Annotated in this window: 30 protein-coding genes and 1 tRNA gene; 22 read left to right on the top strand and 9 right to left on the bottom strand. The window is 62.9% G+C overall.

The features are described 5' to 3' along the window. Positions 1-33: 33 nt before the first annotated feature. Positions 34-258 carry a hypothetical protein gene (locus HCO70_RS09935; RefSeq protein ID WP_172295440.1) on the bottom strand — a complete coding sequence of 75 codons (225 nt, stop codon included), beginning with the start codon at positions 256-258 and terminating at the stop codon, positions 34-36. Further along, positions 258-500 carry a hypothetical protein gene (locus HCO70_RS09930; protein WP_172295438.1) on the bottom strand — a complete coding sequence of 81 codons (243 nt, stop codon included), beginning with the start codon at positions 498-500 and terminating at the stop codon, positions 258-260. The genes HCO70_RS09935 and HCO70_RS09930 overlap by 1 nt, the downstream gene beginning before the upstream one ends. Before the next feature lie 257 nt (positions 501-757). Between HCO70_RS09930 and cobF the strand changes: the two genes are divergently transcribed. Further along, positions 758-1528, top strand: a complete 771-nt coding sequence (cobF, locus tag HCO70_RS09925) for a precorrin-6A synthase (deacetylating) (RefSeq protein WP_172295436.1) — start codon at positions 758-760, stop codon at positions 1526-1528. 846 nt (positions 1529-2374) lie between these two features. Here cobF and HCO70_RS09920 read toward each other — a convergent pair. Continuing rightward, positions 2375-2464 (bottom strand) — tRNA-Ser (locus HCO70_RS09920). Between the two features lie 154 nt (positions 2465-2618). Between HCO70_RS09920 and HCO70_RS09915 the strand changes: the two genes are divergently transcribed. The 8 genes from HCO70_RS09915 (at position 2619) to HCO70_RS09880 (ending at position 9188) form a co-directional block, all read left to right on the top strand. Then, a complete protein-coding gene (locus tag HCO70_RS09915) occupies positions 2619-3443 on the top strand; it encodes a DUF2059 domain-containing protein (protein WP_172295434.1) in 825 nt (274 codons plus the stop codon). A 196-nt stretch (positions 3444-3639) separates the two neighbouring features. Beyond that, the gene (locus HCO70_RS09910; RefSeq protein WP_172295432.1) at positions 3640-4263 is read left to right on the top strand and encodes a 50S ribosomal protein L21; all 624 of its coding nucleotides are present in this window, start codon (positions 3640-3642) and stop codon (positions 4261-4263) included. A gap of 12 nt (positions 4264-4275) precedes the next feature. Next, positions 4276-4545, top strand: a complete 270-nt coding sequence (rpmA, locus tag HCO70_RS09905; protein WP_172295430.1) for a 50S ribosomal protein L27 — start codon at positions 4276-4278, stop codon at positions 4543-4545. 113 nt (positions 4546-4658) lie between these two features. Beyond that, positions 4659-5201 (top strand): GNAT family N-acetyltransferase, encoded by a 543-nt coding sequence (locus tag HCO70_RS09900; protein ID WP_172295428.1) that lies wholly within the window; start codon positions 4659-4661, stop codon positions 5199-5201. After that, positions 5198-5731 (top strand): GNAT family N-acetyltransferase, encoded by a 534-nt coding sequence (locus tag HCO70_RS09895; RefSeq protein ID WP_172295426.1) that lies wholly within the window; start codon positions 5198-5200, stop codon positions 5729-5731. Before HCO70_RS09900 ends, HCO70_RS09895 begins: the two co-directional genes overlap by 4 nt. A 46-nt stretch (positions 5732-5777) precedes the next feature. Next, on the top strand, positions 5778-6818 hold the full coding sequence (gene obgE, locus HCO70_RS09890) for a GTPase ObgE (RefSeq protein ID WP_172295424.1): 1041 nt from the start codon (positions 5778-5780) through the stop codon (positions 6816-6818). Continuing rightward, on the top strand, positions 6806-7909 hold the full coding sequence (proB, locus tag HCO70_RS09885; RefSeq protein WP_172295422.1) for a glutamate 5-kinase: 1104 nt from the start codon (positions 6806-6808) through the stop codon (positions 7907-7909). The genes obgE and proB overlap by 13 nt, the downstream gene beginning before the upstream one ends. Positions 7910-7925: 16 nt before the next feature. After that, positions 7926-9188 carry a glutamate-5-semialdehyde dehydrogenase gene (locus HCO70_RS09880; RefSeq protein WP_172295420.1) on the top strand — a complete coding sequence of 421 codons (1263 nt, stop codon included), beginning with the start codon at positions 7926-7928 and terminating at the stop codon, positions 9186-9188. Positions 9189-9209: 21 nt separating this feature from the next. Here HCO70_RS09880 and HCO70_RS09875 read toward each other — a convergent pair whose 3' ends face one another. Continuing rightward, complete coding sequence (locus HCO70_RS09875; RefSeq protein WP_172295418.1) at positions 9210-9809, bottom strand: histidine phosphotransferase family protein; 600 nt, start codon at positions 9807-9809, stop codon at positions 9210-9212. A gap of 30 nt (positions 9810-9839) precedes the next feature. On the opposite strand from HCO70_RS09875, the gene HCO70_RS09870 reads away from it, so the two are divergent. The 3 genes from HCO70_RS09870 (at position 9840) to HCO70_RS09860 (ending at position 11754) form a co-directional block, all read left to right on the top strand. Then, positions 9840-10022, top strand: coding sequence for a DUF3553 domain-containing protein (locus tag HCO70_RS09870; protein WP_172295416.1), 183 nt, complete (start codon positions 9840-9842; stop codon positions 10020-10022). 101 nt (positions 10023-10123) lie between these two features. Then, positions 10124-10927: a GNAT family N-acetyltransferase gene (locus HCO70_RS09865; protein ID WP_172295414.1), complete on the top strand. Its 804-nt coding sequence runs from the start codon at positions 10124-10126 to the stop codon at positions 10925-10927. Between the two features lie 137 nt (positions 10928-11064). Beyond that, positions 11065-11754, top strand: a complete 690-nt coding sequence (locus HCO70_RS09860; RefSeq protein ID WP_371742200.1) for a lysophospholipid acyltransferase family protein — start codon at positions 11065-11067, stop codon at positions 11752-11754. Here the strand turns inward: HCO70_RS09860 and HCO70_RS09855 are convergent. From HCO70_RS09855 to HCO70_RS24825, 3 genes are read right to left on the bottom strand one after another with little or no spacing between them, the layout of a single operon-like run. Then, positions 11740-12360, bottom strand: a complete 621-nt coding sequence (locus HCO70_RS09855) for a thiamine phosphate synthase (protein ID WP_172295412.1) — start codon at positions 12358-12360, stop codon at positions 11740-11742. The genes HCO70_RS09860 and HCO70_RS09855 overlap by 15 nt on opposite strands. A gap of 44 nt (positions 12361-12404) precedes the next feature. Next, positions 12405-12593, bottom strand: a complete 189-nt coding sequence (locus HCO70_RS24830) for a hypothetical protein (RefSeq protein ID WP_253913150.1) — start codon at positions 12591-12593, stop codon at positions 12405-12407. Then, positions 12590-12733 carry a TfoX/Sxy family protein gene (locus tag HCO70_RS24825; RefSeq protein WP_253913149.1) on the bottom strand — a complete coding sequence of 48 codons (144 nt, stop codon included), beginning with the start codon at positions 12731-12733 and terminating at the stop codon, positions 12590-12592. Before HCO70_RS24825 ends, HCO70_RS24830 begins: the two co-directional genes overlap by 4 nt. A gap of 69 nt (positions 12734-12802) precedes the next feature. Between HCO70_RS24825 and HCO70_RS09845 the strand changes: the two genes are divergently transcribed. The 7 genes from HCO70_RS09845 to HCO70_RS09815 all read left to right on the top strand — a co-directional run bounded on the left by HCO70_RS09845 (position 12803) and on the right by HCO70_RS09815 (position 19638). Next, positions 12803-13561 (top strand): RNA methyltransferase, encoded by a 759-nt coding sequence (locus HCO70_RS09845; protein ID WP_172295410.1) that lies wholly within the window; start codon positions 12803-12805, stop codon positions 13559-13561. A gap of 87 nt (positions 13562-13648) precedes the next feature. Continuing rightward, positions 13649-14788 carry a heme A synthase gene (gene ctaA, locus HCO70_RS09840; protein ID WP_172295408.1) on the top strand — a complete coding sequence of 380 codons (1140 nt, stop codon included), beginning with the start codon at positions 13649-13651 and terminating at the stop codon, positions 14786-14788. Between the two features lie 3 nt (positions 14789-14791). Beyond that, positions 14792-16270 carry a carboxypeptidase M32 gene (locus HCO70_RS09835; protein ID WP_172295406.1) on the top strand — a complete coding sequence of 493 codons (1479 nt, stop codon included), beginning with the start codon at positions 14792-14794 and terminating at the stop codon, positions 16268-16270. Positions 16271-16389: 119 nt separating this feature from the next. After that, positions 16390-17628 carry a transcriptional regulator gene (locus HCO70_RS09830; RefSeq protein WP_172295404.1) on the top strand — a complete coding sequence of 413 codons (1239 nt, stop codon included), beginning with the start codon at positions 16390-16392 and terminating at the stop codon, positions 17626-17628. A 124-nt stretch (positions 17629-17752) separates the two neighbouring features. Continuing rightward, entirely contained in the window at positions 17753-18415 is a 663-nt protein-coding gene (locus HCO70_RS09825; protein ID WP_172295402.1) for a peroxiredoxin, read from the top strand. A 25-nt stretch (positions 18416-18440) separates the two neighbouring features. Further along, positions 18441-19343: a sulfurtransferase gene (locus HCO70_RS09820; protein WP_172295400.1), complete on the top strand. Its 903-nt coding sequence runs from the start codon at positions 18441-18443 to the stop codon at positions 19341-19343. 139 nt (positions 19344-19482) lie between these two features. Continuing rightward, a complete protein-coding gene (locus HCO70_RS09815; protein ID WP_172295398.1) occupies positions 19483-19638 on the top strand; it encodes a hypothetical protein in 156 nt (51 codons plus the stop codon). A gap of 3 nt (positions 19639-19641) precedes the next feature. On the opposite strand, the gene HCO70_RS09810 is transcribed toward HCO70_RS09815, so the two are convergent. Next, positions 19642-20427, bottom strand: coding sequence for an enoyl-CoA hydratase (locus tag HCO70_RS09810; protein ID WP_172295396.1), 786 nt, complete (start codon positions 20425-20427; stop codon positions 19642-19644). Between the two features lie 56 nt (positions 20428-20483). Here HCO70_RS09810 and HCO70_RS09805 point away from each other — a divergent pair, with 56 nt between their 5' ends. Then, positions 20484-20906: a PaaI family thioesterase gene (locus tag HCO70_RS09805; protein ID WP_172295394.1), complete on the top strand. Its 423-nt coding sequence runs from the start codon at positions 20484-20486 to the stop codon at positions 20904-20906. A 151-nt stretch (positions 20907-21057) separates the two neighbouring features. Here the strand turns inward: HCO70_RS09805 and HCO70_RS09800 are convergent, their stop codons facing one another. Next, positions 21058-22278, bottom strand: coding sequence for an alpha/beta fold hydrolase (locus HCO70_RS09800; RefSeq protein WP_172295392.1), 1221 nt, complete (start codon positions 22276-22278; stop codon positions 21058-21060). A 122-nt stretch (positions 22279-22400) separates the two neighbouring features. Here HCO70_RS09800 and HCO70_RS09795 point away from each other — a divergent pair, with 122 nt between their 5' ends. Both HCO70_RS09795 and HCO70_RS09790 read left to right on the top strand, forming a co-directional pair. Beyond that, positions 22401-23285 carry an endonuclease/exonuclease/phosphatase family protein gene (locus HCO70_RS09795; RefSeq protein ID WP_172295390.1) on the top strand — a complete coding sequence of 295 codons (885 nt, stop codon included), beginning with the start codon at positions 22401-22403 and terminating at the stop codon, positions 23283-23285. 149 nt (positions 23286-23434) lie between these two features. Then, the gene (locus HCO70_RS09790) at positions 23435-23827 is read left to right on the top strand and encodes a GFA family protein (RefSeq protein WP_172295388.1); all 393 of its coding nucleotides are present in this window, start codon (positions 23435-23437) and stop codon (positions 23825-23827) included. Positions 23828-23914: the final 87 nt, after the last annotated feature.

Raw genomic sequence — 23914 nt, 5'->3', positions numbered from 1 at the left:
CACCGGACGGTGCATCATCATAACCGGATTGCGTCAACTCTCACCCCAGATCGCCTCCGCTGTTTTAAACATGAACTCAAGCATCAGCTTTTCATCATCTTCCGTAATCTCGTTACTGCGCTCAGTTGAAGCAAACCCACATTGCAGCGCAACATCCAACTGATCTGGATCGACGTATTTCGATGCATCATCATTCTTGGACTTCAGCCTGTTCCGAGTCTCCAGCTTTCCGGTTTTCGTCGTGATAAAACCAGGCATTACCAATTTTCCCCATTTGGAAGCCTTGCAAGCGGTTGGAGCCCATCCACGCGTTCGGTGTCATATTCCATCAGGTAGTCATCGACCGAGGTCATATTGAAGATTGCATTTGCCGCAATGTGATACCCGCCCTCGGCAAAATGAGACGACCGGAAGCTGCCTCGATATACATGCATACCGATCACCATATCGTCGGGGCGGTCCTTGATCGCCTCTTTCGGCATCCAGGCATATTTATGCACCAGCCTTCCGGTCCCTGCCTCAATGCTCTGCGCTCTTCTCGCTGGTCCGCGTCTTCCAGATAGTCAAAGAAGATGTCATCAAGCCGCAGGTAACGATAGCCCACGTCGCAGAAGGCTTGCACGGCCTTCTTGTAGGTTGCAGCAATGTCGTGGAACAACATTTTGGTCCCGATAGGTTTCGTCTCCGGTATTGTCGGGCAGCGCGTTTGCATTCCTAGTGCGCGTCCCGAGTCGCAATTAGCAGAGGTCTCGAAACGATGAAGCGTAGCGTGAAGGTTATCGGCATTGGTGCGGGCAACCCCGAATACGTGACTGTTCAGGCCATCAATGCGATGAACCGCGTTTCGGTTTTCTTCATTCCCAACAAGGGCGCTGAAAAAGCGGCTCTTCTTCGTCTGCGCTACGAAATCTGCGAGCGTTACATCGAAGGAAGCAACTATCGTTTCGTTGATTTCGATGTCCCGGAGCGATCAAAAGCTGGCGCATACAAGGCTGATGTCGAGGCCTGGCGTGGAGAGGTTCAGAAGATTTACGAGAACCTATTGGCCGAGCACCTTAACGAGGACGAGGTTGGTGCGTTCCTCGTCTGGGGTGATCCCACACTTTATGATGGCACACTGAGCATTCTGGATCGCATCGAGTTCGGCGGCGGATTCGATCTGGAGGTGGATGTCATTCCCGGTATCAGCAGCGTTCAGGCCCTGGCGGCATGCCACAGGGTCGCGCTGAACCGGATCGGCGAGTCGCTGACGATCATGACGGGGCGCCAGCTGGCGAAAGGCTATCCCGACGGTGGGGGTAATATCGTTGTTATGCTGGACTCGCTTGGAGCCTTCCGCGAACTTGATGGAGATGTCGATATACACTGGGGCGCCTATGTCGGGACCGAGGACGAGATCCTCGTTGCCGGTAAATTGCGCGAGGTATGTGACCAGATCGACAGGCTCCGTGCCGTTTCAAAGGATGAACACGGCTGGATCATGGATACATACATGCTTTCCGGAAACTGCCGGGATGGCGACACGTAGTCCGGGTCGCGCTTACAGTTCGGGGGGGCAGCCGCGGCTTTGCCCGATGAGGGACGCCCCAGGCACCTTTTCAACCGCAAATGCGAAAGTGACTGTCATCGCTTACATTGCCTACGCTGGTGGCACCTAGGTCGAGCCGGTATCGACCTCCCAGGATCCGGTTCCATCAGAGCGGTCATGTTTAGTCACAGCCCGATGCAGGATATGGAACTAAGGTGCGTGTGGTGACATTGGCTACAAGTGGGCAGCCACTCATCAGAAAAGCGTTCTGGCGTCAGTCGCGGCGTTCGCAGAGTTTGCACGCCGTTCCGATGTCTGCGGCATTGATACGCTGATCCAGCGGCACACGTTGTCAGGCTCTGTTTTCGTTTTGCACGGTTGGAGTGTGGAAAGATTTATTCCTGTCGAGGCGAGGCCCTGAAACACCGGGTGAAATGCAGCGGACACTTCGGCGGCCCTGATTACTGCAAACGCGGATCACACCTAAACCTCCTCCCAGGGATCAGCCAAAACCCGGTTGCGATGTTCATGCGGTTGCCTTTCGCGATGCCTGTCGCAAATATCGGTATGAGACAGATATGCCAAGATGAGCTGCCATCAGTTGTCAGGTTCACGAAGGTAGAAGTCGGTGCCAATCGTGTAATTGCTTGCTGCAAAGTGGGCTTGGCGCAGCAGTCCAAACCGAGGCGTCTGAACACTTCCTCGAATTTAGAACTTCAAATGGAGTTGGAACCCCATTGAAACCGTAAGCTGACATCAACCACGGGTTTAGTGTGTGGGCTAATTGGTGATCGATCGATTGGTGGCGAAAATTATCATGAAAGCAAAATTTGCTACATGATTAAGTGGCGGAGAGACAGGGATTCGAACCCTGGGAGCCCGTGAAGGCTCAACGGTTTTCGAGACCGCCCCGTTCGACCACTCCGGCACCTCTCCGCGAAGGGTCTGGGCGGCTCATGTAGGGCAAGTGCGCCGACCGTGCAACCAGAAAACAGGATGTTTCCGCCGGCTCAGAAATCGGGTGGATTTGCGGTCTTGGAATGGTTGGGGCGGGGTATTAGCTTTGACAATCAACCAAAGGATCCCTGACATGCTTCGCGCCCTTCTGATAACCGTCGTCCTTGGATTCATGCCGCTTGCGGCGCACGCACAAGCGACCGCGCGGATCGATCCCGTTTATCGGGCCCTGAAGATGCCAGAGGTTATCGCCATCATGCGTGACGAGGGGCTCGACTACGGCAAGGAACTGGCGCTCGAGGTGTTCGGCGAGCCGGGAGGAAATGCCTGGGCACGTGTCGTTGACGGAATATACGATCAGGCCTTGCTGGAAGAGGTAGTCCGCCGAAGCCTGGCAGAGGATCTCGATGGCACGAACATAGAAGCAATGGTGACCTTCTTCGATTCCGAACTGGGTCAGCGCATCATCGGCCTCGAGATCGGCGCACGCCGGGCTCTGCTCGACCCGGATATCGAAACCGAAAGCCGCGCTAACCTTGCCGACATGCGCTATGACAGCGACCCGCGGCTGGATCTGATCGAAGAATTTAGCGAAGTGAACGCGCTGATTGAGAACAATGTCGTGGGTGCGCTGAATTCGAACTTCGCCTTCTACCAGGGACTGTCCGAAGGCGGCGCCTTCGAACAGACCTTTTCCGAGGAAGAGATGCTGGCCGATGTTTGGAGCCAGGAGGATGCGATCCGTGTCGAAACCGAGGATTGGCTCTATTCCTACCTCGCAATGGCCTACGACCCGCTGAGCGACGAGGAACTGCGCAACTATATCGCGTTTTCGCGGACCAAGCCGGGCGAGGCTTTGAACCAGGCGGTGTTCAACGCCTTTGACGATATGTTCGTGGCCGTCAGCCTCGCGTTGGGCAGCGCGGCGGCGGATTTCATGGCCAGCCAGGAACTCTAGGCACGTTCGAATCCATCGCGGGAATCGGAGGCGAGGGCTTGACGAAACGGCCCATCTTGCGCATAAGCGCGGCTCTTGCGGCGGGCTGAGTCCCGCCCATATGACTCAATGCGCAGTTTGACGGCGGGCCAGTCGTGCCCTAAACGCCCCGGAACCCGGGGGGCCACAGGACGCGGAACGAAAAGGAAGACAAAAGATGTTTGCGGTCCTCAAGACCGGTGGCAAGCAGTACAAGGTGACCTCGGGCGATGTCCTGCGGGTCGAAAAGCTGGCCGCCGATGCGGGTGAAACCGTTCAGTTCAACGAGATCCTGATGGTAGGCGACACCATCGGCGCTCCGCTGGTGGAAGGCGCCGGGGTACAGGCCGAGGTCATTGACCAGATCAAGGGTGACAAGGTCATCCACTTCGTCAAGCGCCGCCGGAAGCACTCGTCGCAGCGCACCAAGGGCCACCGCCAGCAGTTGACCCTGTTGCGCGTCACCGAGATCCTGGAGAAAGGCGCCGAAAAGTCCGGTGTCAAGGCCGCCATCGGTGCCGGCTCCGTCTCGGGCGCCGCCGTTGCCGCCGCCGCGCCGCAAAAAGCGGAGACGAAGGCCGAAAAGCCGGCGAAAGCCGAGAAACCCGCCGCCGAAGCCGCTCCGGCCCAGGGCGACGACCTGAGCGCTATCACCGGCGTCGGTCCCGCCGCCGTTAAGAAGCTGAATGAGGCTGGCATCACCACCTATGCTCAACTGGCCGAGGTGGACCCGGAGACCTTCGAAGGCACCAAGGTGAAGCCCGAGTGGGTCGAACAGGCCAAAGAACTGGCCGGAAAGTAAGGAGCAAGATCGATGGCACACAAAAAAGCAGGTGGTTCCAGCCGTAACGGCCGCGACTCCGCAGGCCGTCGCCTTGGCATCAAGCTGTTCGGCGGTCAGGAAGCGATTCCGGGCAATATCATCGCGCGCCAGCGCGGCACCAAGTGGTGGCCGGGCGAAGGCGTCGGCATGGGCAGGGATCACACCATCTTTGCAACCGCCGAGGGCCGCGTGACCTTCCACAAGGGTCTCAAGGGCCGCACCTTTATTTCGGTACTCCCGGCAACGGAGGCCGCAGAGTAAGCCGACACCTCAGGTAAAGACTTTCAAGGGGGATCGGCGAAAGCGCCGGTCCCCCTTAAGCGTTTTGGAGGGGAAAGAGCGTTAAGTCCGATCCATTGCTCTGGGAGGAGCAGATGAAACTGGAGAAAGTGATCGACCAGCCCGTTATCGAAGCCGCGCGGTTCTTGCTGCGGCCGCTGCGGCGTTCCGATGCCGGGCTACTGAATATGTATGCCGGTGACGAGCGTGTCGCGCGCAACACCACATCTATCCCGCACCCTCTGCCGCCCGGGGCGACAGAGGCGTTCATCGCCCGCGCCCTGGCAGACGACCGGGATGAGGATGTCTGGGCGCTGGACGGCGCGCAGGATGGGCTCAGCGAACTTCTGGGCGTGATCAGTCTGGAACGCATGGGCGGAGGCCAGTCCGAGATCGGATACTGGGTCGCGCCGGCCTTCTGGAACACCGGAATCGCGTCCGAAGCGGTCGAGGCGTTGCTGGAGGCCAACCCGCATGACGCACGGACCTTCTTCGCCTCTGTCTTCCAGGACAATCCGGCCTCGGCCAAGGTGCTGACCCATGCCGGGTTCCAATACATCGGCGATGCCGAGGCGTTCTCTGTCGCGCGCAACGCCAAGGCTCCGACCTGGACCTACCTGCGGAAGCTGGACCGATGAGCCGCGCGCCTCTGGCCACGGCCCGGCTTCGGCTGCGGCGGCCGGAGGCGGCGGACGCCGGATGGATCGCCCGTAGCATCTCGCTTCCCGAGGTGCAGAAGAACCTGACCTCGCCACCGCACCCGTTCCAGCAGCACCACGCCGAGGAGTGGCTGGCGCGTGAGGCAGAAAAGCCCACTTCTCTGGTGATCGAGGGCGACGAAGAGGAACCGCTTGGTGTTGTCACCCTGCGGACGGGTGAGGTTGCGCCGGTGCTTGGCTACTGGCTGAAGCCGGGTGCCTGGGGCAGGGGCTACATGACGGAAGCAGCCGGTGCCGTTCTGGCGGATCACTTCGCGCAGACGGAAACCACTGCCCACTCCGGCTACATGCCCGACCACCCGACCTCCGGCCGGGTCCTGGCCAAGCTCGGCTTCGTCGAACTGGAACCGGAACTGCGGCAATGCCATTTCCGCGGCGGCGAAGTGCCGGTGATGCCGGCGGAACTGACCGCCCAACGCTGGCGGAGCTTGAGGCAGGCGGCGCAATAACGTATCCGCAGGGCTCGGAACGCTAGCGCGAAAGGCGCATTTCACGATGAAGTTTCTCGATCTGACCAAGGTCTACATCCGCTCTGGCGCGGGCGGTAACGGGGCGGTCTCGTTCCGGCGCGAGAAGTTCATCGAATACGGTGGACCGGACGGTGGCGACGGCGGTCGCGGCGGCGATGTCTGGGCAGAGGCGGTGGACGGGCTGAACACTCTGATCGACTTCCGCTATCAACAGCATTTCTTCGCCAAGAGCGGGCAGGGCGGCATGGGCCGTCAACGCACGGGCAAGGACGGCGACGACATCGTGCTGCGGGTCCCCGTTGGAACTGAAATCCTGGACGAGGACGAGGAAACGGTCCTCGCCGACCTGACAGAGGTCGGCCAGCGCGTGCTGCTGGCAAAAGGTGGCAACGGTGGCTTCGGCAACTTGCATTTCACGACCTCGACCAACCGCGCGCCGCGCCACGCCAATCCGGGCCAGCCCGGGGTGGAACGCACGCTTTGGCTGCGGCTGAAGCTGATCGCGGATGCGGGTCTTTTGGGCCTACCCAATGCAGGAAAGTCCACTTTCCTCGCCGCCACCTCAAACGCCCGGCCCAAGATCGCCGACTATCCCTTCACCACGCTGGTGCCCAATCTCGGCGTTGTCGGCGTGGACAACGCCGAATTTGTCGTGGCCGACATACCCGGCCTGATCGAGGGTGCACATGAGGGCAGGGGAATCGGCGACCTCTTCCTCGGTCATATCGAGCGCTGCGCGGTCCTTTTGCACCTCGTCGACGGCACCGCCAACGAGGTGGCAGAGGATTATCAGACCATCATCGACGAGATCGAGGCCTATGGCGAAGGCCTTGCCGACAAACCCCGCATTACGGCGCTCAACAAGATCGACGCGCTGGACGACGAATTGCGTGACATGCAGCGCGAGGAGCTGGAGAAAGCGTGCGGCGGCAAGGTCTATATGATCTCCGGTGTCAGCGGAGAAGGACTGCAGGACGTGCTGCGCGCGGTCAAGGCGGAAATCGACGACGACCGTCTGCGCTACCGTGCCACCGACGAAGAGGAAGACGCGCCTTGGCGTCCCTGACCGCGGCGAAGCGCCTGGTCGTCAAGATCGGCTCGGCCCTGCTGGTCGACCGTCAAACTGGCGCATTGCGCCATGACTGGCTGGTTGCGCTGGCGCTCGACGTGGCCGAATTAAAGGCACGCGGCGTCGATGTCATTCTCGTCTCTTCCGGCTCCATCGCCCTTGGCCGCAGCGCCCTGAACCTTCCTGCGGGCACCCTCGCTCTGGAACAGTCGCAGGCCGCCGCCGCCGTCGGCTCCATCCGTCTTGCCCGCGCCTACGAGGAAGTGCTGGCACCCCACGGCCTCGTCGCCGCGCAGGTGCTGCTGACGCTCGAAGACAGCGGCGACCGCCGCCGCTACCTCAATTCCCGCGCCACGCTGGAACAGCTGCTGCGCCTCGGCACCGTTCCGATCGTGAACGAAAACGATACCGTCGCCACGGATGAAATCCGCTATGGCGACAACGACCGCCTTGCCGCGCAGATCGCCGTGACCGTGGGCGCCGACACGCTGGTGCTGCTCTCCGATGTCGACGGCTTCTATTCCGGCAACCCCAAGGAAGACCCCACAGCCAAACGCTTTGACGTGGTCGAGCACATTACGCCCGAGATCGAGGCGATGGCGGGTGATGTCGGATCGGGTCTGTCGAAAGGCGGCATGAAGACGAAACTCCTCGCCGCGCGCACTGCCACCCATGCCGGCTGCGCCATGGCGATCACCGAAGGCTCCGTCCTGCGCCCGCTCAAGGCGCTGGCAGATGGCGCGCCTTCCACGTGGTTCCTTGCCGAGGGCGACCCGCAGGCCGCGCGCAAGCGCTGGATCGCCGCGATGAAGCCGCGCGGCCGGATCTTGGTGGATGCCGGGGCGGCGCGGGCGCTGGGGCAGGGGAAATCCCTGCTGCCCGCCGGTGTGACCGCGGTGACTGGTGAGTTCGGCCGTGGCGAACCGGTAGAGATAGCGGGACCGAAAGGCGTGTTAGCGAAGGGGCTCACGCGCTATACTTCGGAAGAGGCCACCCTGATCGCGGGGCGGCAATCCGGTGACATAGAGGCCGTGCTGGGCTATCCCGGCCGCGCGGCGCTAGTTCACCGCGACGACATGGCGATGTAAGCGGCAGGAGGCGAGGATGAAGGATCTCGACGATATCCACGCAGTGATGACCGACCTGGGCCAGCGCGCCCGGGCCGCCGCCGCGGATCTCGCCTTCGCCCCGGCCGAGACCAAGACCAAGGCGCTGAACGCCGCCGCCGATGCCGTCTGGACGCGCCGCGCCGAGATCGTCGAGGCCAACGACAAGGACATGGAGTTCGGCCGTGAAAAGGGCCTGACCGCCGCCATGCTCGACCGCCTGATGCTGGACGAGTCCCGCATCCGGTCCATCGTCGACGGCCTCCGCAACGTTGCCGCCCAGGACGATCCCGTCGGCGCCGTTATCGCCGAATGGGACCGCCCCAACGGCCTGCATATTAAGCGTGTGCGCACCCCTCTTGGTGTCGTTGGTGTGATCTACGAATCCCGTCCCAACGTAACCGCCGATGCCGGCGCACTGTGCCTGAAGGCCGGCAATGCCGTGATCCTGCGGGGCGGGTCCGAAAGCTTCCATTCCTCCGGCGCGATCCACGCCTGCCTTGTCGAGGGGCTGCACGCCGCCGGCCTGCCCGAGGAGGCAATTCAGCGCGTGCCCACCCGCGACCGCGCCGCTGTCAGCGAAATGCTGACCATGACCGACTACATCGATGTAATCGTTCCCCGCGGCGGCAAGGGCCTCGTGGGGCTCGTTCAGCAAGAGGCGCGGGTGCCGGTCTTCGCCCATCTCGAAGGCATCGTGCATATCTACATCGACAAGGCCGCCGATCCCGAAAAGGCGATGCGCGTCGTTCTGAACGCCAAGACCCGCCGCACCGGCATCTGCGGGGCCGCCGAATGCCTGCTGGTCCATCAGGACGTCGCGGACACTCTGGGCGTCGACCTGATCCGGAGCCTGATCGAAGCGGGGGTAGAGGTCCATGCCGGCCCCGGGTTCGACATCGACGGCACGGTTCCGGCGACAGAAGACGACTGGGGCCGTGAATACCTCGACATGAAGATCGCCGCGAAAGTTGTTGGGAACATTGACGAAGCAATGTATCACATTCGCCGCTATGGCTCCAGCCATACCGAGGCGGTTATCACCGAGGATGACGTAGCCGCGCAGCGTTTCTTCGACCGGCTCGACTCGGCGATCCTGATGCGTAACGCCTCTACCCAGTTCGCCGATGGCGGCGAATTCGGCATGGGAGCGGAAATTGGCATCGCCACTGGCAAGATGCATGCCCGTGGCCCGGTGGGAGCCGAGCAGCTGACCAGCTTCAAGTATCTGGTTACGGGCGACGGCGCGACGCGGGCCTGACCGCCCGCCGCACGTACGGCTTTAAAACCAGACCGTTGCGCTGGTCTCGCTCAGCTCTACCGTTAGGCTGCGGTCCAGATCGCGCGCCACAGACGGCGCCAGCAGGAACTGCACCTCGGCCGCGCTGACGCCAAGGGCGGTTCCGGGCCGCGCCAGCGCTTCCCACAGCGGCCCCTCGATTCTCAGGCGCTCCGCCGTTGCCTGCAAGTACCATTGCCCGCCATCCCGCGTGACGTCGACCCGCCCGCCACGCGGCATCGCGCTTTCCAGGCAATTCAACACCAGGAAGGCCAGCTTCACCTCCGGCCGCGGCGCATTGCCGTTGGCGTTCCACACAATCTCGATCCGCTTGCCGCGCGACAGATCCGCCAAAACCTGCCGAACCTCCGGCTCTCCCAGAGTCTGCTCTTCCGACGCCGCGCCGAACGCGATGCGGAAAAACCCGATCCGGGCATTGGCGTGCTCGACGCTTTGTGCGATCAATTCGATCTCGGGCATCGAACCGGCGCCCGACATCGCCAAAAGCTCGACCCCGTTCGAGATTGCCCCGATCGGCGAAATCAGGTCGTGGCAGATGCGCGAGCCGAGCAGGGCGGCAATGTCGGATGACGGCAGGGTCATGGCACGGCCTCCTTGGCCGGAAAGGGAAAGATGAATGACCTCAACAGTTTGCTCGAGCCCGGAATGATGGTACGCCACCCGCACCAGCCGGATTGGGGGCTGGGCCAGGTGCAGTCGAACATCGGTGGCCGGATCACGGTCAATTTCGAGCACCAGGGTAAGGTGGTGATTGACGGCAAACGGATCGAGCTCCTTCCCGTATTCGATCAGTAACGTTTCATTGACTCTACCAGAAAGGTTAATAGTCGCCTAATGACTCGCCGCGGACAGAGCAATATTGCCAAGCCCGCCATGCAGCCTGTAAAAGCCGCGCGATGAAGGCCGACACCCCTAGCCAGACGGCGGAAAAGCCCGTCCTCGCGCCGGAATTCGAGGTCCGGCTTGCCGCCGGTCCGGACGATCTGCGCGCGGCGCAGCGGCTACGCTATGAGGTTTTCGTTAAGGAACTGGGCGGGTCGGGGCCGCTTGTCGACCATGCCGCGGGGCTGGAACGCGACGAGCTTGACCCGCATTTCGACCACCTTATGCTGTTCGACCGCGCCCGGAAGGGCGAGCAGGTGGTTGGCGTCTACCGTTTGCTGCGCTACGACCAGGCCGCACAGCTTGGCCGGTACTATTCGGAAACCGAATACGACCTTACCCCGCTCCTGTTTTCCGGCCGCCGCCTGCTCGAACTCGGCCGCTCCTGCCTGCACCGTGACTATCGCGGCGGCACGGCGATGTACGAGTTGTGGAGCGGTCTGGCCGACTACGTGTTGAAACACGGGATCGAAGTGCTGTTCGGCGTGGCTTCGTTCCACGGTACCGATACACGGTCGCTCGCCGCGCCGCTGTCGCTGCTGCATCACCGCCACCTCGCATCGCCGGAACTGCGCGTTCGCGCCCGCGCCGATCACTATCAGGACATGAATCTGCTGCCGGAGCACGAAATCGACCGCGTCGCCGCCATGCGCGCGGTCCCGGCTTTGATAAAGGCTTACCTGCGCCTCGGCGGCTTCGTGGGAGAGGGCGCCTGGATCGACCACGCCTTCAACACCACCGATATCTGCCTCGTCATGGACACCACGCGGATGAGCGACAAGCACCGCAGCCTCTATACCGGCGGACGCGCAAGGTGAACGTCACCTGGCGTTCCGACGAAGAACCGGCCGCGAAACCGATCCGCTTCGCCGGCTGGCTGCGTGTCGTTATCCGAACTTTAATTATAGCCTGTATCATGCTAACCGGGCTGGTAATTTTTCTCCCATTGCGCTTGGTGGAGTGGGCCGTTCACGGCCTTTCCAGGCCCTGGAGCCCGTGGATCGTTCACATCTTCTCGCGCCTCGTCTTCCTGACGCTCGGACTGCGCCATCGGGCCGAGGGACCGCGCCTTGTCGGCCCCGGAGTGATCGTCACCAACCACGCATCCTGGCTCGACATACTCGTGCTGAACGCGGTGACGCCGGTGACCTTCGTTTCCAAGGCCGAAGTCGCGCGCTGGCCGGGTATCGGATTCCTCGCACGGATCGCCGGAACGATCTTCATCACCCGCGACGCGCGCCACGCGGGGCAACACCGCGATCTCCTCGAATGCTACCTGCGGGCCGGGCACCGGCTGGCCTTCTTTCCGGAAGGGACCTCCACCGATGGCATACGGGTTCTGCCATTCAAATCAACGCTCTTCGCGGCTCTCTTCATGCCGGACCTACCCGCGCTGTCCGTGCAGCCCGCCACCATCCTCTACCGTGCACCAGAGGGCGAGGATGGCCGCTTCTATGGCTGGTGGGGCGACATGGATTTCGGCGTGCATGCCTTGAAGCTGCTGGCGCAGCGCTTGCAGGGAGAGGTCAGGGTAATCCTGCACCCACCCGTCAAGGTTGCGGATTTCGCCGACCGCAAGGCGCTCGCCGCAGCCAGCGGCGGCGCCGTCCGGCAGGGGATGGAAACCGCCCTAGAGGATCGCTGAGGCCAGCGTCTTCAGTGCCTCTGCCGGGTCTTCCGCCTTCCAGATCTCCGGCCCGATGGCGAAGAAGTCCGTGACTGGCGCCAGCGACGCCACCAGTTCAGCCGTCAGTCCGCCCTCGGCCACTACCGGCACCTCGATCATCTGCGACCACCAGCCGAACAGCTCTGCATCGGCAAAGGACCCGTCACCAAGCGCCGTCGCCGCGCAAGGCCCGAAGGCCACGTAATCCGCGCCGGCCTCGCCCGCGTTCATGCCGTCATGCCGCGAGGTGCCGCTGAAGGCACCGACGATGGCGTCCTGTCCCAGCGCCTTGCGCGCCGCGCGCACGTTCCGTGCTCCGTCCAGCAGGTGTACCCCGTCCAGCCCCAGCCGTTCCGCAAGCTGCCAGTGCCGGTCGATCACCAGCGGCACGTCCCGTGCATGCGTCACCTCGCGCAGCGCATCGCCCGCCCGCATCAGCCTGTCCTCGTCGGTCGAGGTCAGCGCCAGCCGCAGGCACGCCACTGGCGCCGCGTCCAGCACGGTGGCCAAACGGTCGGGAAAGGACGACAATTCCACCTCGGCGGGGGTGATCAGGTAAATCTGCGGCTGCTCGGCATCGGCCATTGTCGGGCTCCTTCGTGTCTCGGTGCGCGCCCTATAGCGTTTGGCTACTTCGGCGGCAACGCACCCACGAAGCCCAGCGACAGCCGCAGCCATTCGCCGCGCCGCGCATCATCCGCCAGTGCCTCGTCGCTGACATCCACCATGCCGCTCATTGGCCGCCCTGTGAACGTCATCGGCCCGGCGCCCTCAACCGCCAGCGCCGCGGCCTCGTTCTTCTTGCCGACGCGGATCATGCCGCCGCCTTTGTGGGCGCCGCAAACCAATGGCCGTTCAGCAGAAAGCACAGACCGCCGAACATCTTTTTCTCGGTCACGCCCGGTGGCTCCGCCAGATCGCCCCGCATCAGCTTCGCCAGCCCTTCGTCATAGGCCATGGCCGCCCTCCTTGCCCATCCGTGGTCATCAGACTATCACCCGGCGCACCGTTCCGGAAGAAAGCCCGCATGACCGACCGCCAGCCGATCTTCGTCCTCGTCCGCCCGCAAATGGGAGAGAACATCGGCGCGGCCGCGCGCGCGATGCTCAACTTCGGGCTGGACCGCATGCGCCTTGTTGCGCCCCGCGACGGCTGGCCGAACCCGAAGGCTACGGCGATGGCCAGCGGGGCGGGGCGGCTCCTCGACCGGGCCGGCCTCTACGGCACCACGGCCGAAGCCGTCGCCGACTGCACCCGCGTCTATGCCACCACCGCCCGCCCGCGCGACCTGACCAAGCAGGTCCTGACCCCAGAGGCGGCGATGCAGGACGCAAATGCGCGCCTCGCCAGCGGCGAACAGGTCGCCATCCTCTTCGGCCCCGAACGCGCCGGGCTGGAAAACGACGATATCGCACGCGCCAGCGCCATCATCTCGGTTCCCGTGAACCCCGAATTCGCCTCGCTCAACCTCGCGCAATGCGCACTGCTGACCGCCTATGAATGGCGCCGGCAGGCCGAGGCGGCGGAACCCGTGCGCATGGATTACGCCGGCACTGAACCCGCACCGCAGATCGAAGTGGAAAAGCTCGGCGACCACTACGAACAGCGGCTGGATGCGGCGGGATTCTTCTTTCCGGAAACCAAGGCGCCCGGCATGAAACGCGCGCTGCGCAACATGTGGTCGCGTCTGGAACTGACGCGCGCCGATGTGCAGATGTTCCACGGCATGCTGCGGCAGCTTCTTCGCCGTCCTGATGACCTTGAAGGCGGAGAGCTGCGTGACTAGGGTCTGCCGGTACACGACGTCCCGGCACACGGGGCGCAGCCAAGTGCCCATTATACCCCCAGTGCCGTCAGCAGGGAAGCGAAGCCCATGAGCCAGAAACGGTCGATTTTCGAAGAGGTTGGCGTGGAGAGTTCAACCCGCCAGACCCCCGCGACCGGCGCCATCGACAGCGGCCGTCGCGACGCACGCGGCGCGATCCGACTATGGCTGATGCTGCTTTTTGTGCTGGTCGTTCTGATGATTGCCGTGGGCGGGCTGACCCGACTTACCGATTCCGGCCTGTCGATCACGGAATGGAACCCGGTCACCGGGGCGCTGCCGCCGATGGATGAGGCGAAGTGGCAATCCGAATTTGAGAAATACCAGGCGATCCCTGAATTCCAGCTTCAGAACAGCGAAATGACGCTGTCCGAATTCCAAAGCATCTACTGGTGGGAATGGGGCCACCGCCAGCTTGGTCGCATCATCGGCCTTGTCTGGGCCGTGGGCTTCCTGTTCTTCTGGCTGACCAATCGGCTGTCGCCCGGTTGGCCGCTGCGCCTGCTTGGCCTCGGCGTGCTCGGCGGGCTGCAGGGTGCAATCGGCTGGTGGATGGTCTCGTCCGGACTGACCGGCGTGATGACCGACGTGGCGAGTTACCGTCTCGCCCTACATCTCGGCCTCGCCTTCGCGATCCTCGGCCTGATCGCCTGGTATCTACTTCGCCTCGCCCGGCCTGAACGGGAGCTTATGCAGGCGCGCCGCTCGAAGGATTCCGGCCTCATGACGCTCGGCAACCTGCTGATTGCACTGGCGCTGATCCAGATCCTGCTGGGCGCGCTCGTCGCCGGCATCGACGCCGGGCGCAACTACACCGACTGGCCGATGATGGCGGGCAGTATCACACCTCCCGGCATGTGGGAGATTGAACCAATATGGCGCAACGTCTTCGAGAATGACGGCACCGTACAGTTCATCCACCGCATGGTCGCCTATCTCCTGTTCCTTTTCGGTCTTTTCTCCTGGTTCGCCGCCCGCCGCTCCGCCCTGCGCTCGGTAAAGACCGCTTATTCCTGGGCGGCGGTCGCGATCTTCGGCCAGGCAGTGATCGGGATCGTCACCGTCATGCATTCCGCCCCCGTGGCGCTTGCTCTGATGCATCAGCTTGGCGCCGTCGTCGCGTGGAGCCTGATCCTGCGCGCGCGTTTCATGGCGCAATACCCCCTCGCACAATCGGTCAGAGGATAGCGAATGAACCCGTTTGAAGAGCTGATGGCCTATCAGCGTGACACAGAAGCGCTGGCAGCCATCGCTGGGCGGCTGGGTTGGGACCAGGAAACGATGATGCCCCGCGGCGCTGCCGAGCAGCGCGGCGAGGAGATGGCTGCCATCGAATCCGTCCTGCATGCCCGACGGATCGACCCGCGCGTCGGCGACTGGCTGTCGCTCATCAACGAAGAAAAGCTGGATGATGCCGACCGCGCCAAGCTGCGCCTGATCCGCCGCAGCCACACCCGTGCCTCGAAGATCCCGGCACGCCTGGCCAGCGAACTGGCCCGCGTAACCTCCGTTTCGCAGGGCGTCTGGGCCGAGGCACGCCGTTCCGAGGATTTCGACGGCTTCGCCCCCACGCTCTCCCGCGTTCTCGACCTGAAGCGGGAGGAAGCGGCAGCGCTTGCCAATGGCGGCGATCTCTACGATGCGCTGCTCGACGATTACGAGCCAGGCATGACGGGTGCCGAGCTGGATCGCCTGTTTTCCGCCCTGCGCCCGCGACTTGTCGCTCTGCGCGAGGCGGTGCTGGGCGCGAACCATCAGCCCGACCCGATCAGCGGCCATTTCGACGAAGCCGTGCAGATGCATCTGTCCCGCGAAATGGCGGAGGCATTTGGCTACGATTTCAGCCGAGGTCGCATCGACAAGGCCGTGCACCCGTTCAGTTCGGGCTCTGGCAGCGATGTGCGGATCACCACGCGCACTGTGGAAAGCGAGCCGTTCAACTGCATCTATTCCACCATCCACGAGGTCGGCCACGCCAGCTATGAACAGGGTATCGACCCGGCCTATGCGCTGACGCCGCTGGGGCAGGGAGTCTCCCTCGGCGTCCACGAAAGCCAGAGCCGAATTTATGAGAACCAGCTTGGCCGTTCCCGCGGTTTCACCTCGTATCTGTATGACCGGATGAAGGCGCTTTATGGTGACCTAAACATCCGCGATGCGGACGCGTTCTATGGCACCGTCAACCGGGTCTCACCCGGCTTCATCCGGACTGAGGCGGACGAGGTACATTACAACCTCCACATTCTGCTGCGCTTTGATCTGGAACGAGCGCTCGTCTCCGGCAAGCTGGAGGCCGCGGATCTGCCCGACGCCTGGAACCAGCGGTTTGAGGCGGATTTCGGTGTGAAGATCGACCGCCCCAGCCGCGGGTGCCTGCAGGATGTGCACTGGTCTGTGGGCCTTTTCGGCTATTTTCCGACCTACACGCTGGGCAATGTCTATGCGGGCTGCCTGCTGAAAGCGCTGATGCAGGACATCCCCGACCTCGACGCGCAGCTGGAGGCTGGCGACACCACTGCCGCAACGGGCTGGCTGCGGCAGAACCTGCAGCAGCATGGTGGCCTGCGTGAACCGCGTGCGACTATTGCACATGCTTGCGGCTGTGAACCGGGTGAAGGGCCACTTCTGGACTACCTGGAGGCGAAATTTGCGGCGCTCTACCGTCTGTAACTGGTGGAATACCTGACCTTCGGAGGGGCTGACCTAAAGTAAGGCTTCCGTACCTCGTCTCGAATGCATTATTCCGTTCCAATCTTATATTTTGAGCGGACACGGGGCAGGACCTACCGATGGCCGGGAATTTCCTTCAGACGGCGCCGGACGCCGCAGACTCTGTATTCCATGTCGGACGCTGGCGCGTTGACCCCGCCGCGCGCCATGTCACCAATGGCATCCACGACCGGCGCCTGTCTCCGCGCGCGATGCGGCTGTTGCAGGAGCTTGCCGAGGCAGGGGGCGACGTCATTACTCGTGAGAGCCTGCTCGAACGTGTCTGGCCCGATGTCGTCGTCGGAGACGACAGCCTGACCCAGGCCATTGCCGAACTGCGCCGCGTTTTCGAGGATCCGAAGGTTATCGAGACAATTCCGAAGCGCGGCTATCGCCTGACCGCCTCAGTCTTGAGTGGGGTGGAACCCGATCACCTGCCATTTGCCGATACGGTTGAGGATTTTGATCTCGCGGCCTATAGCCTCTGCCTCGAATCCCGCATGGTCCTGTCCCGCAGTGGCGCGGGCGCACTCGAACGCAGCGAGTTACTGGCACGTGAGGCCGTGCAGGTCGCCCCCACTTTCGCCATGGCGCAGGCCGATTTGTCCGTCGCGCTCGTGCAGCGGCATCTCTACAGCGTCTGCGGCCTTGCCGGGCTGACCGAGGCGTTGGAATGCGCTGAAGCCGCTGTGCGCCTACGTCCGGATCTGCCCGCCGGCCACATGGCGATGGGCTTTGCGCTTGGTGCGGTAGAGCGCTGGTCGGAGGCGAAGGCTGCTTTCGCCCGCGCCATAAGTCGTGATCTGAACGACCCCGACACCCACTATCTTGCAGCCCGCACCATGTTCGCGGCGGGCGATGTTCGTACTTCTGCCGCCCTTGCCGAACGTGCCGGGCAATTAAATCTCGAGGATTACCGCGCCCTCTACCTTGCGGCTCGTGCTGCGGGCGGGTTCGACTCCGAACGTGGCCGTCGGAATGCTGAAGCATCTCTGTACCGCGTACGGACACGGCTGGCCCGCGATCCAAACGAACCTCGCGCTCTGAACGCGCTTGCGCCGCTACTGGCGCACCTCGGAGAAGTTCCCGCCGCCGCCACTGCGCTCGAGGCAGATGAGGTGCGCGGCTCACCGCTGGAATTCTACAACGCTGTCACCCGCTCAATGGTCGGTGACACGAGCGGCGCTCTCGACGCGCTGGAAAGCGTCGCCGAACGTGGTTGGAGCCATCCGGCCTGGTTGCGTGTGGAACCTTCGCTGTCGCGGCTATCCGCGGAGCCCCGGTTCCAAAGGCTTTCCCGCCAGCTCGGCGCCGCCTGAAGACAATCTTCAGAAAAGATTCAGCGGACCTTCAGGCGTTCCGTCCCAAGCTGCCGTAGAAGGGCCTTCTCACGCACGGCGGTCTTTTCAGGTCGCCGCGGAAGACCAAACCATGAGGATACCAATGTCTCTTTATCTGGGCGCTCCCGCCCCCGACTTTATTGCGGAAACCACCGAAGGCACCATCAGCTTCCATGATTGGATCGGCGACGACTGGTGCATACTGTTCTCTCATCCGAAAGACTTCACCCCCGTCTGCACCACGGAACTTGGCGCCGTCGCGCGGCTGATGCCAGAATTCAAGCGCCGTGGCGTGAGGGTCATCGGCCTTTCGGTAGATACGCTCGCCCAGCACCGCGCGTGGTCGAACGACATCGTCGAAACCCAGGGCATCGCGCCGAACTACCCGCTGATCGCGGATCCGGAGCTCGCGATTGCCAAACTCTATGGCATGCTGCCTGCCGATGCCGGAACCACGGCAGAAGGCCGTACCGCCGCGGATAACCGAACCGCGCGTAGCGTCTTCGTCATTGGACCCGACAAGACCGTGGAGCTGATGATCACCTATCCGATGACCACAGGCCGCGATTTCAACGAGATCCTGCGCGCCATCGATTCATTGCAGCTCACCCGTCGCCATAAGGTCGCGACCCCGGCCAATTGGCGCCAGGGCGAGGATGTGATCATCGTGCCTGCGGTTCCGGATTCCGTCGCGCAGGAGATGTTTCCCGCTGGTTGGAACGCTCCGAAACCTTACTTACGGCTCGTTAAGCAACCAGCTGCGTAACCCCGACAATTCAAGGACTGAACCCATGTTTCAAAGAACACTCGTTCGGCTCGCCGCAGGGATGGCTCTGGCTGCCTCGCTGGTCGCCCATGGCACGGCCCAGTCGGGTTACGCGAATCCCGATTTGCTGATCGCGCCCGAAGAACTGGCGCAGGCAATCACGGATGCAAAGTATGGCGTGCCTCCACTAATACATGATGGCGAAATCCTCCTGATCGACGTCAGAGAGGCCGCCGATTTCGACGCTGGTCATATCCCCGGAGCATTGCAAATCTCACCGGATGCCGTCGCGGATCCCGATTCTCCGGTCGCTGGCGCTCTGCGTCCGCTTGAGGAGCTTGCCGCGATGCTGGAGGCGCTCGGCGTTACCCCGGCCAAGCGGCTGATCTTCTACGACGACCGCGGCGCGTTCCACGCCGCTCGCATGTTCTGGCTCGCTGAGTACCTCGGTCATCAGAACGTCAGCGTTCTCGACGGGGGCCTCACCGCCTGGACCAAAGCAGGCGGACCGCTCGCCACCGGCCAGGCGGAAGCAGCCGAACCCGGTGCATTCACTGCGGCGCTGATGCCGCGCCGCCACGCCACGGCCGACTGGATACTGGAGCACCGGGACGATGCAAGCGTCATCGACGTGCGTCCGGCGAAGATGTACGCCGAAGGCCATATCCCGTGGGCCCAGAACATCCCGTGGGCCGGCAATCTCGGCGACACCGGCCGCATGTTGCCGGCAGATGCCCTGCAGGCGCGGTTCGCGGAATTCGGTGTCACGCCCGACAGCAATGTCGCCATTCATTGCCAGGTCGGCCTCGCCGCAGCGCACAGCTATGTCGCCCTGCGCTTGCTCGGCTATCCACAGGTCCGGGTCTACCACCGCTCGTGGTCGGAATGGGGCGCCTTCGACGATCTGCCCCGCGACGGCGGCGCTTGACCCGAGATAACACGCAACGACGAGGGGCGGCGACCACTGCCCTTCGACACTGAATTTGCATTGTCGGATCAGTGTTATGGCAAGCTTACTTCATGTTAGAAGGCGTCGACCCATCAACAACCTCCCCAGCAAACAGTCCATGGATGCCGGGCTGTCCCTGATGCTGAAGGTGCGCCGCGAACGCCGCAGACTCGGCGACCTCCCGCCATATCTGATTGAGGATATGGGCTTGACCCCTGAGGAGGTCGATCGCGAAGCCAATCGCTGGCCGTGGGACCTGCGCCGCATCCGATGAAACTTATTGCCGCCACTCCGGATCGCGTTTCTCGAGGAAGGCGGCGATGCCTTCTTCGGTATCGCGATCCAGCATGTTCTCGACCATGACCTGCCCGGTATAGGCATAGGCTTGGTCTAGCGGCATCTGTATTTGCTCGTAAAAGGCGCGTTTGCCGATCCGCACTGCGGATGCAAGTTTGCCCGCCACGGTTTCCGCCAGCTGTTCGGTCACCGCCGATAACTCCGATGCTGGCACCACCCGGTTCACAAGACCAAGCGACAGTGCATGCTCCGCTTGTATGAACCCGCCGGTCGTCAGCATTTCGAATGCCTGCTTGCGCGGAATATTCCGCGACAACGCCACCATCGGCGTCGAGCAGAACAGTCCAATACTCACGCCGTTCACTCCAAACCGAGCCTCCTCCGACGCCACCACCATATCGCAGGAGGCGACCAACTGGCACCCCGCGGCGGTGGCCAGCCCTTGAACCTCGGCGATCACCGGCTGCGGCAGACGCGGAATCGCTTGCATCATCTCGGAGCAGCGCTGGAACAGGTGGGCGAAATAGGCGGCTCCGCCATCCTCGGCCTGTCGTCCCCGCGTCATCTCCTTCAGATCGTGCCCGGCACAGAACGCGCGACCTTCCGCACGCAGCACCACGACGCGCACCGTCTGATCCTCTGCCAGCGTGTCGAACGCATCCTGCAACGCAGCCAGCATCGTATCGCTTAATGCGTTCAGGTTCCCCGGCGAATTGAGCCGCAGATAGGTGACAGCGCCCTGATCCTCCCGTTCCAGCAATGCCATCTTGTCCTCCGCGCAGTTTCACCCGAGTCTAGGCGTCCGGGAGGAATTGGAAAAGCATGACAGTAAAGATGACGGTGGATGAGCTCCACGCCTTCATGGCGACGGAATTTCCGCAGGTCGCCGGCGACTACACCGTCGAGGAGGTCGGCGGGGGAACGATCCGCGTACGGATGAATGTTGGCGAGAAGAATCTGCGCCCGGGTGGCACAGTCTCGGGCCCGTCGATCTTTTCTTTGGCGGATGTGACGATCTACCTCGTCCTGCTGGCGATGATCGGCCCGCAGGCGCTGGCAGTGACGACGAACTGCTCCATCGATTTCATGCGCAAACCCGCCGCAGCCACAGACCTGATCGCCGAGGGGAGGATTCTGAAACTCGGCCGTGTCCTCGCCGTCGGAGACGTGCTTGTCTATTCCGAGGGCGCCGCCGAGCCCGTGGCTCGCGCCTCTCTGACCTACTCTATCCCTCCCGCCCGGTAATAACGGAGTATCGATTTCACGCGAGTTCTCGCGGATCGCCGACCACACGTACGGCATTCGATCCGACACGCTGTCGAATCCAGTTCCCCTGGCTCAGTTCCACGCGCACATCTATCGTCCCTTCACCAAGCCGCGGCATGGTTAACCGCTCCTAACCGGGTTTTACCAGCACGGTCTCGATAACCGCTTCCGCCTCCAGCGTTCGGTGCACCGGACAGCGATCGGCAATCGCCAGCAGTTTCGCTCGCTGCGTGCCGGACAATGATCCCTCCAGTGCAATCTCGCGCCGGAACCGGTCGACCTTGGGGGAAGAGGCGTCACCGACATCTTGTGCATGCACCTTGGAATGGCTCACATCTACCCGCACATGCTGCAGCGGCCAGTCCTTGCGTCGCGCGTACATCCGGATCGTCATCGAGGTGCAGGCGCCCAGACCGGCCGCCACGAACCCGTAGGGCGACATCCCCCGGTTCGTCCCGCCATAGGCTTCCGGCTCGTCCGCCACGGTGTGATGCCAGGGCCCGTGTGAGACGTCCTGCAGGAATCCGTCCGCATCCGCTTCGCTCACACGCACGATCCCTTCTGGCGCGCCAGGCGGCGGCGCCGGCGGATGTAGCTCGAGGTATTTGCCCGCCCAGGCCGAGATCACTCCGGCCGCGTATTCCGCATCCTCTGCTCGCGATACTAGGTGATCCGCATTGTCCAGCGTCACGAAGCTCTTCGGATGTTTCGCCGCCCCGAAGATGCGCGCGGCATTCTCTATCCCAACCACCGCATCGCGTGGCGCGTGCAACACCAGCAGTGCACGTTTCAGTTCGGCTAGCGCCGCCTCGATGTTCGCTTCCTGCACATCCTCGACAAAGTGCCGCCCGACCCGCACCGTGCGCCCGCCCAGAGACACCTCGGCCACGCCTTCCGAGGCAATCTTTGGCATTGCGTCCTCGAAATGGCGCACAATACTTGCCGGATCGAACGGTGCGCCGATCACGGTGACCGCCTTCACACTGGCGATTTGCCCGGCGGCGCAGACCACCGCCGCGCCGCCTAGCGAGTGCCCGATCAGCAGTGCGGGCGCCATGCCGCGCCCCGTCAGGTACTCCGCCGCAGCCACCAGTTCGCCGACATTGGAGGCGAATGTAGTTTCCTCGAAATCCCCCTCCGAGTCGCCCAGGCCCGCGAAATCGAATCGCAGGACCGCAATCCCCATCGCCGCCAGCCGTTGCGAGATTCGCCGCGCGGCCGGGTTGTCCTTGCCGCAGGTGAAGCAATGGGCGAAAAGCGCGGTAACGAGCGTCGGTCCCTCGGGCAAATCGAAACGGGCGGACAGCGTCTCGCCAGAAGGTCCGTCAAAGAACACGGGCGCCGTTGGCATTTGGGTCGTCCTTTCGGGTCGCGGCTGCAGGCCGCCAATGCTGGTCCCGACGGCACCAATCGGCAAGGTGTCAGCTGGGACCGTAACGCCAAGGTGACGGCAAGAGAGCGAGGGGCAGGGGAGTGGGCAAGTCGTTCCGTGTGGTGCTGGCAATGCTGGCAGGGCTGGCGCTCTGCCTGCTCGCGTTCAGCTTCGCCGGCGCACTACACCCCATGGGCGATTCGCTCGCGGTGCTGCGCTGGCAGATCGCCTCCACCTTGGCCCTCGTCGCCGCCGCGATGCGATTGGTGAACATGAAAGGCTCGAGCTGGCTGCTCTTGGCGGCTCTCCTCGCCGTCACGCCCATTCTCTGGGCCATGCTCCGACCGCAGGCGGTGCCGGAAGACGCGGTCACGCTCTACCAGAAAAACATGCTCTGGAGCATTGGTGACCACGCGCCGCTGATCGCCGACATCCATGCCACCGCGCCGGACGTCCTGACTCTGCAGGAAGTCACGGACAATAACCGCGCGTTGCTCGACGGGGTCAGGGATATCCTGCCGACGCAATTCTGGTGCCGTTTCCAGACCGTCGGAGGCGTCGCGCTCGCATCGCGCTGGCCGCTGATCGAGGGGACCGAAACCTGCGGCGTCGGGCTCGCCGCCGTTCAGCTGGAAACGCCGCACGGTCCACTCTGGCTCGTTTCAGTACACTATTACTGGCCGTGGCCGCACGGCCAGGCGCACCAGGTCGAACGGCTGCTACCCGTGCTTGAAACTCTTCAGGGGCGGGTCGTGATCGGAGGCGATTTCAACATGGTCCCATGGGGCAGCTCGGTTGGGCGGCTCGCTCACGCCACAAACACCGAGCGGATCGGCCGCGCGCTAATCTCGTTCGCTCGGCTGGGACCCTTGCTGCCGCTTCCCATCGACCAGGTCCACGCCCCCAGAGGCGCAACCGGCGCGGTCACGCTAAGGCCGCTTCTGGGATCGGACCATCACGGCCTGCTTGCTCGGATCGGCCTCTGAAGCGTTTCAATTTCACCCTTAAACGGATCGCATAACGTAATGCGTTGAAATTTCAGATTTAAGGCAGCACTGCGTGAGTCAGGTCAAACCGACAAGGCTATGGTCATTGCCTTGTTAATCCGCCAACTTGCGTGCGAAGGAGATGCGCGATGCTCACAGGATCCTGCCTTTGCGGAGCCGTAACCTGGCGGCTTGCCGAAACACCCGATCACGCGACCGCCTGTAACTGCACCGCCTGCCGCAGATATGGCTCGCTATGGGGATACGGGTACGAGAACGAGGATCTTTTCGTTGACGGTCCGTCCGGCAACTATGTGCGTGGTGACAAGGAGCTTGCCTTTCACTTCTGCAACACCTGTGGCTGCTTGACCTACTGGCGGGGGGTAGAGCCGGGCCCGGACGGCCGCCGCCGCATGGCAGTCAACCTGCGCCTGGCAGAGCCAGAGGCTGTCGCCGACGTGAAGATCAAGCATTTCGACGGTCTGGATACTTGGCGGACCGTCGAACGCGAGGCGACCTGCGTCGCCGATATGTGGTATTGATCGCCTGGAGCCATTTCGAATTTATCTTAAGCACGCAACGCTGCCTGAAATCAGATGTTTCGGCGCAACGCGTGATGTAGTCCTTTT

Source organism: Pseudoruegeria sp. HB172150, from assembly GCF_013184805.1.
In the GTDB taxonomy this organism is placed as follows: domain Bacteria; phylum Pseudomonadota; class Alphaproteobacteria; order Rhodobacterales; family Rhodobacteraceae; genus Psychromarinibacter.
Note: the sequence above shows the minus strand (reverse complement) of the source record. Positions and strands in the feature narration are given on the sequence as shown.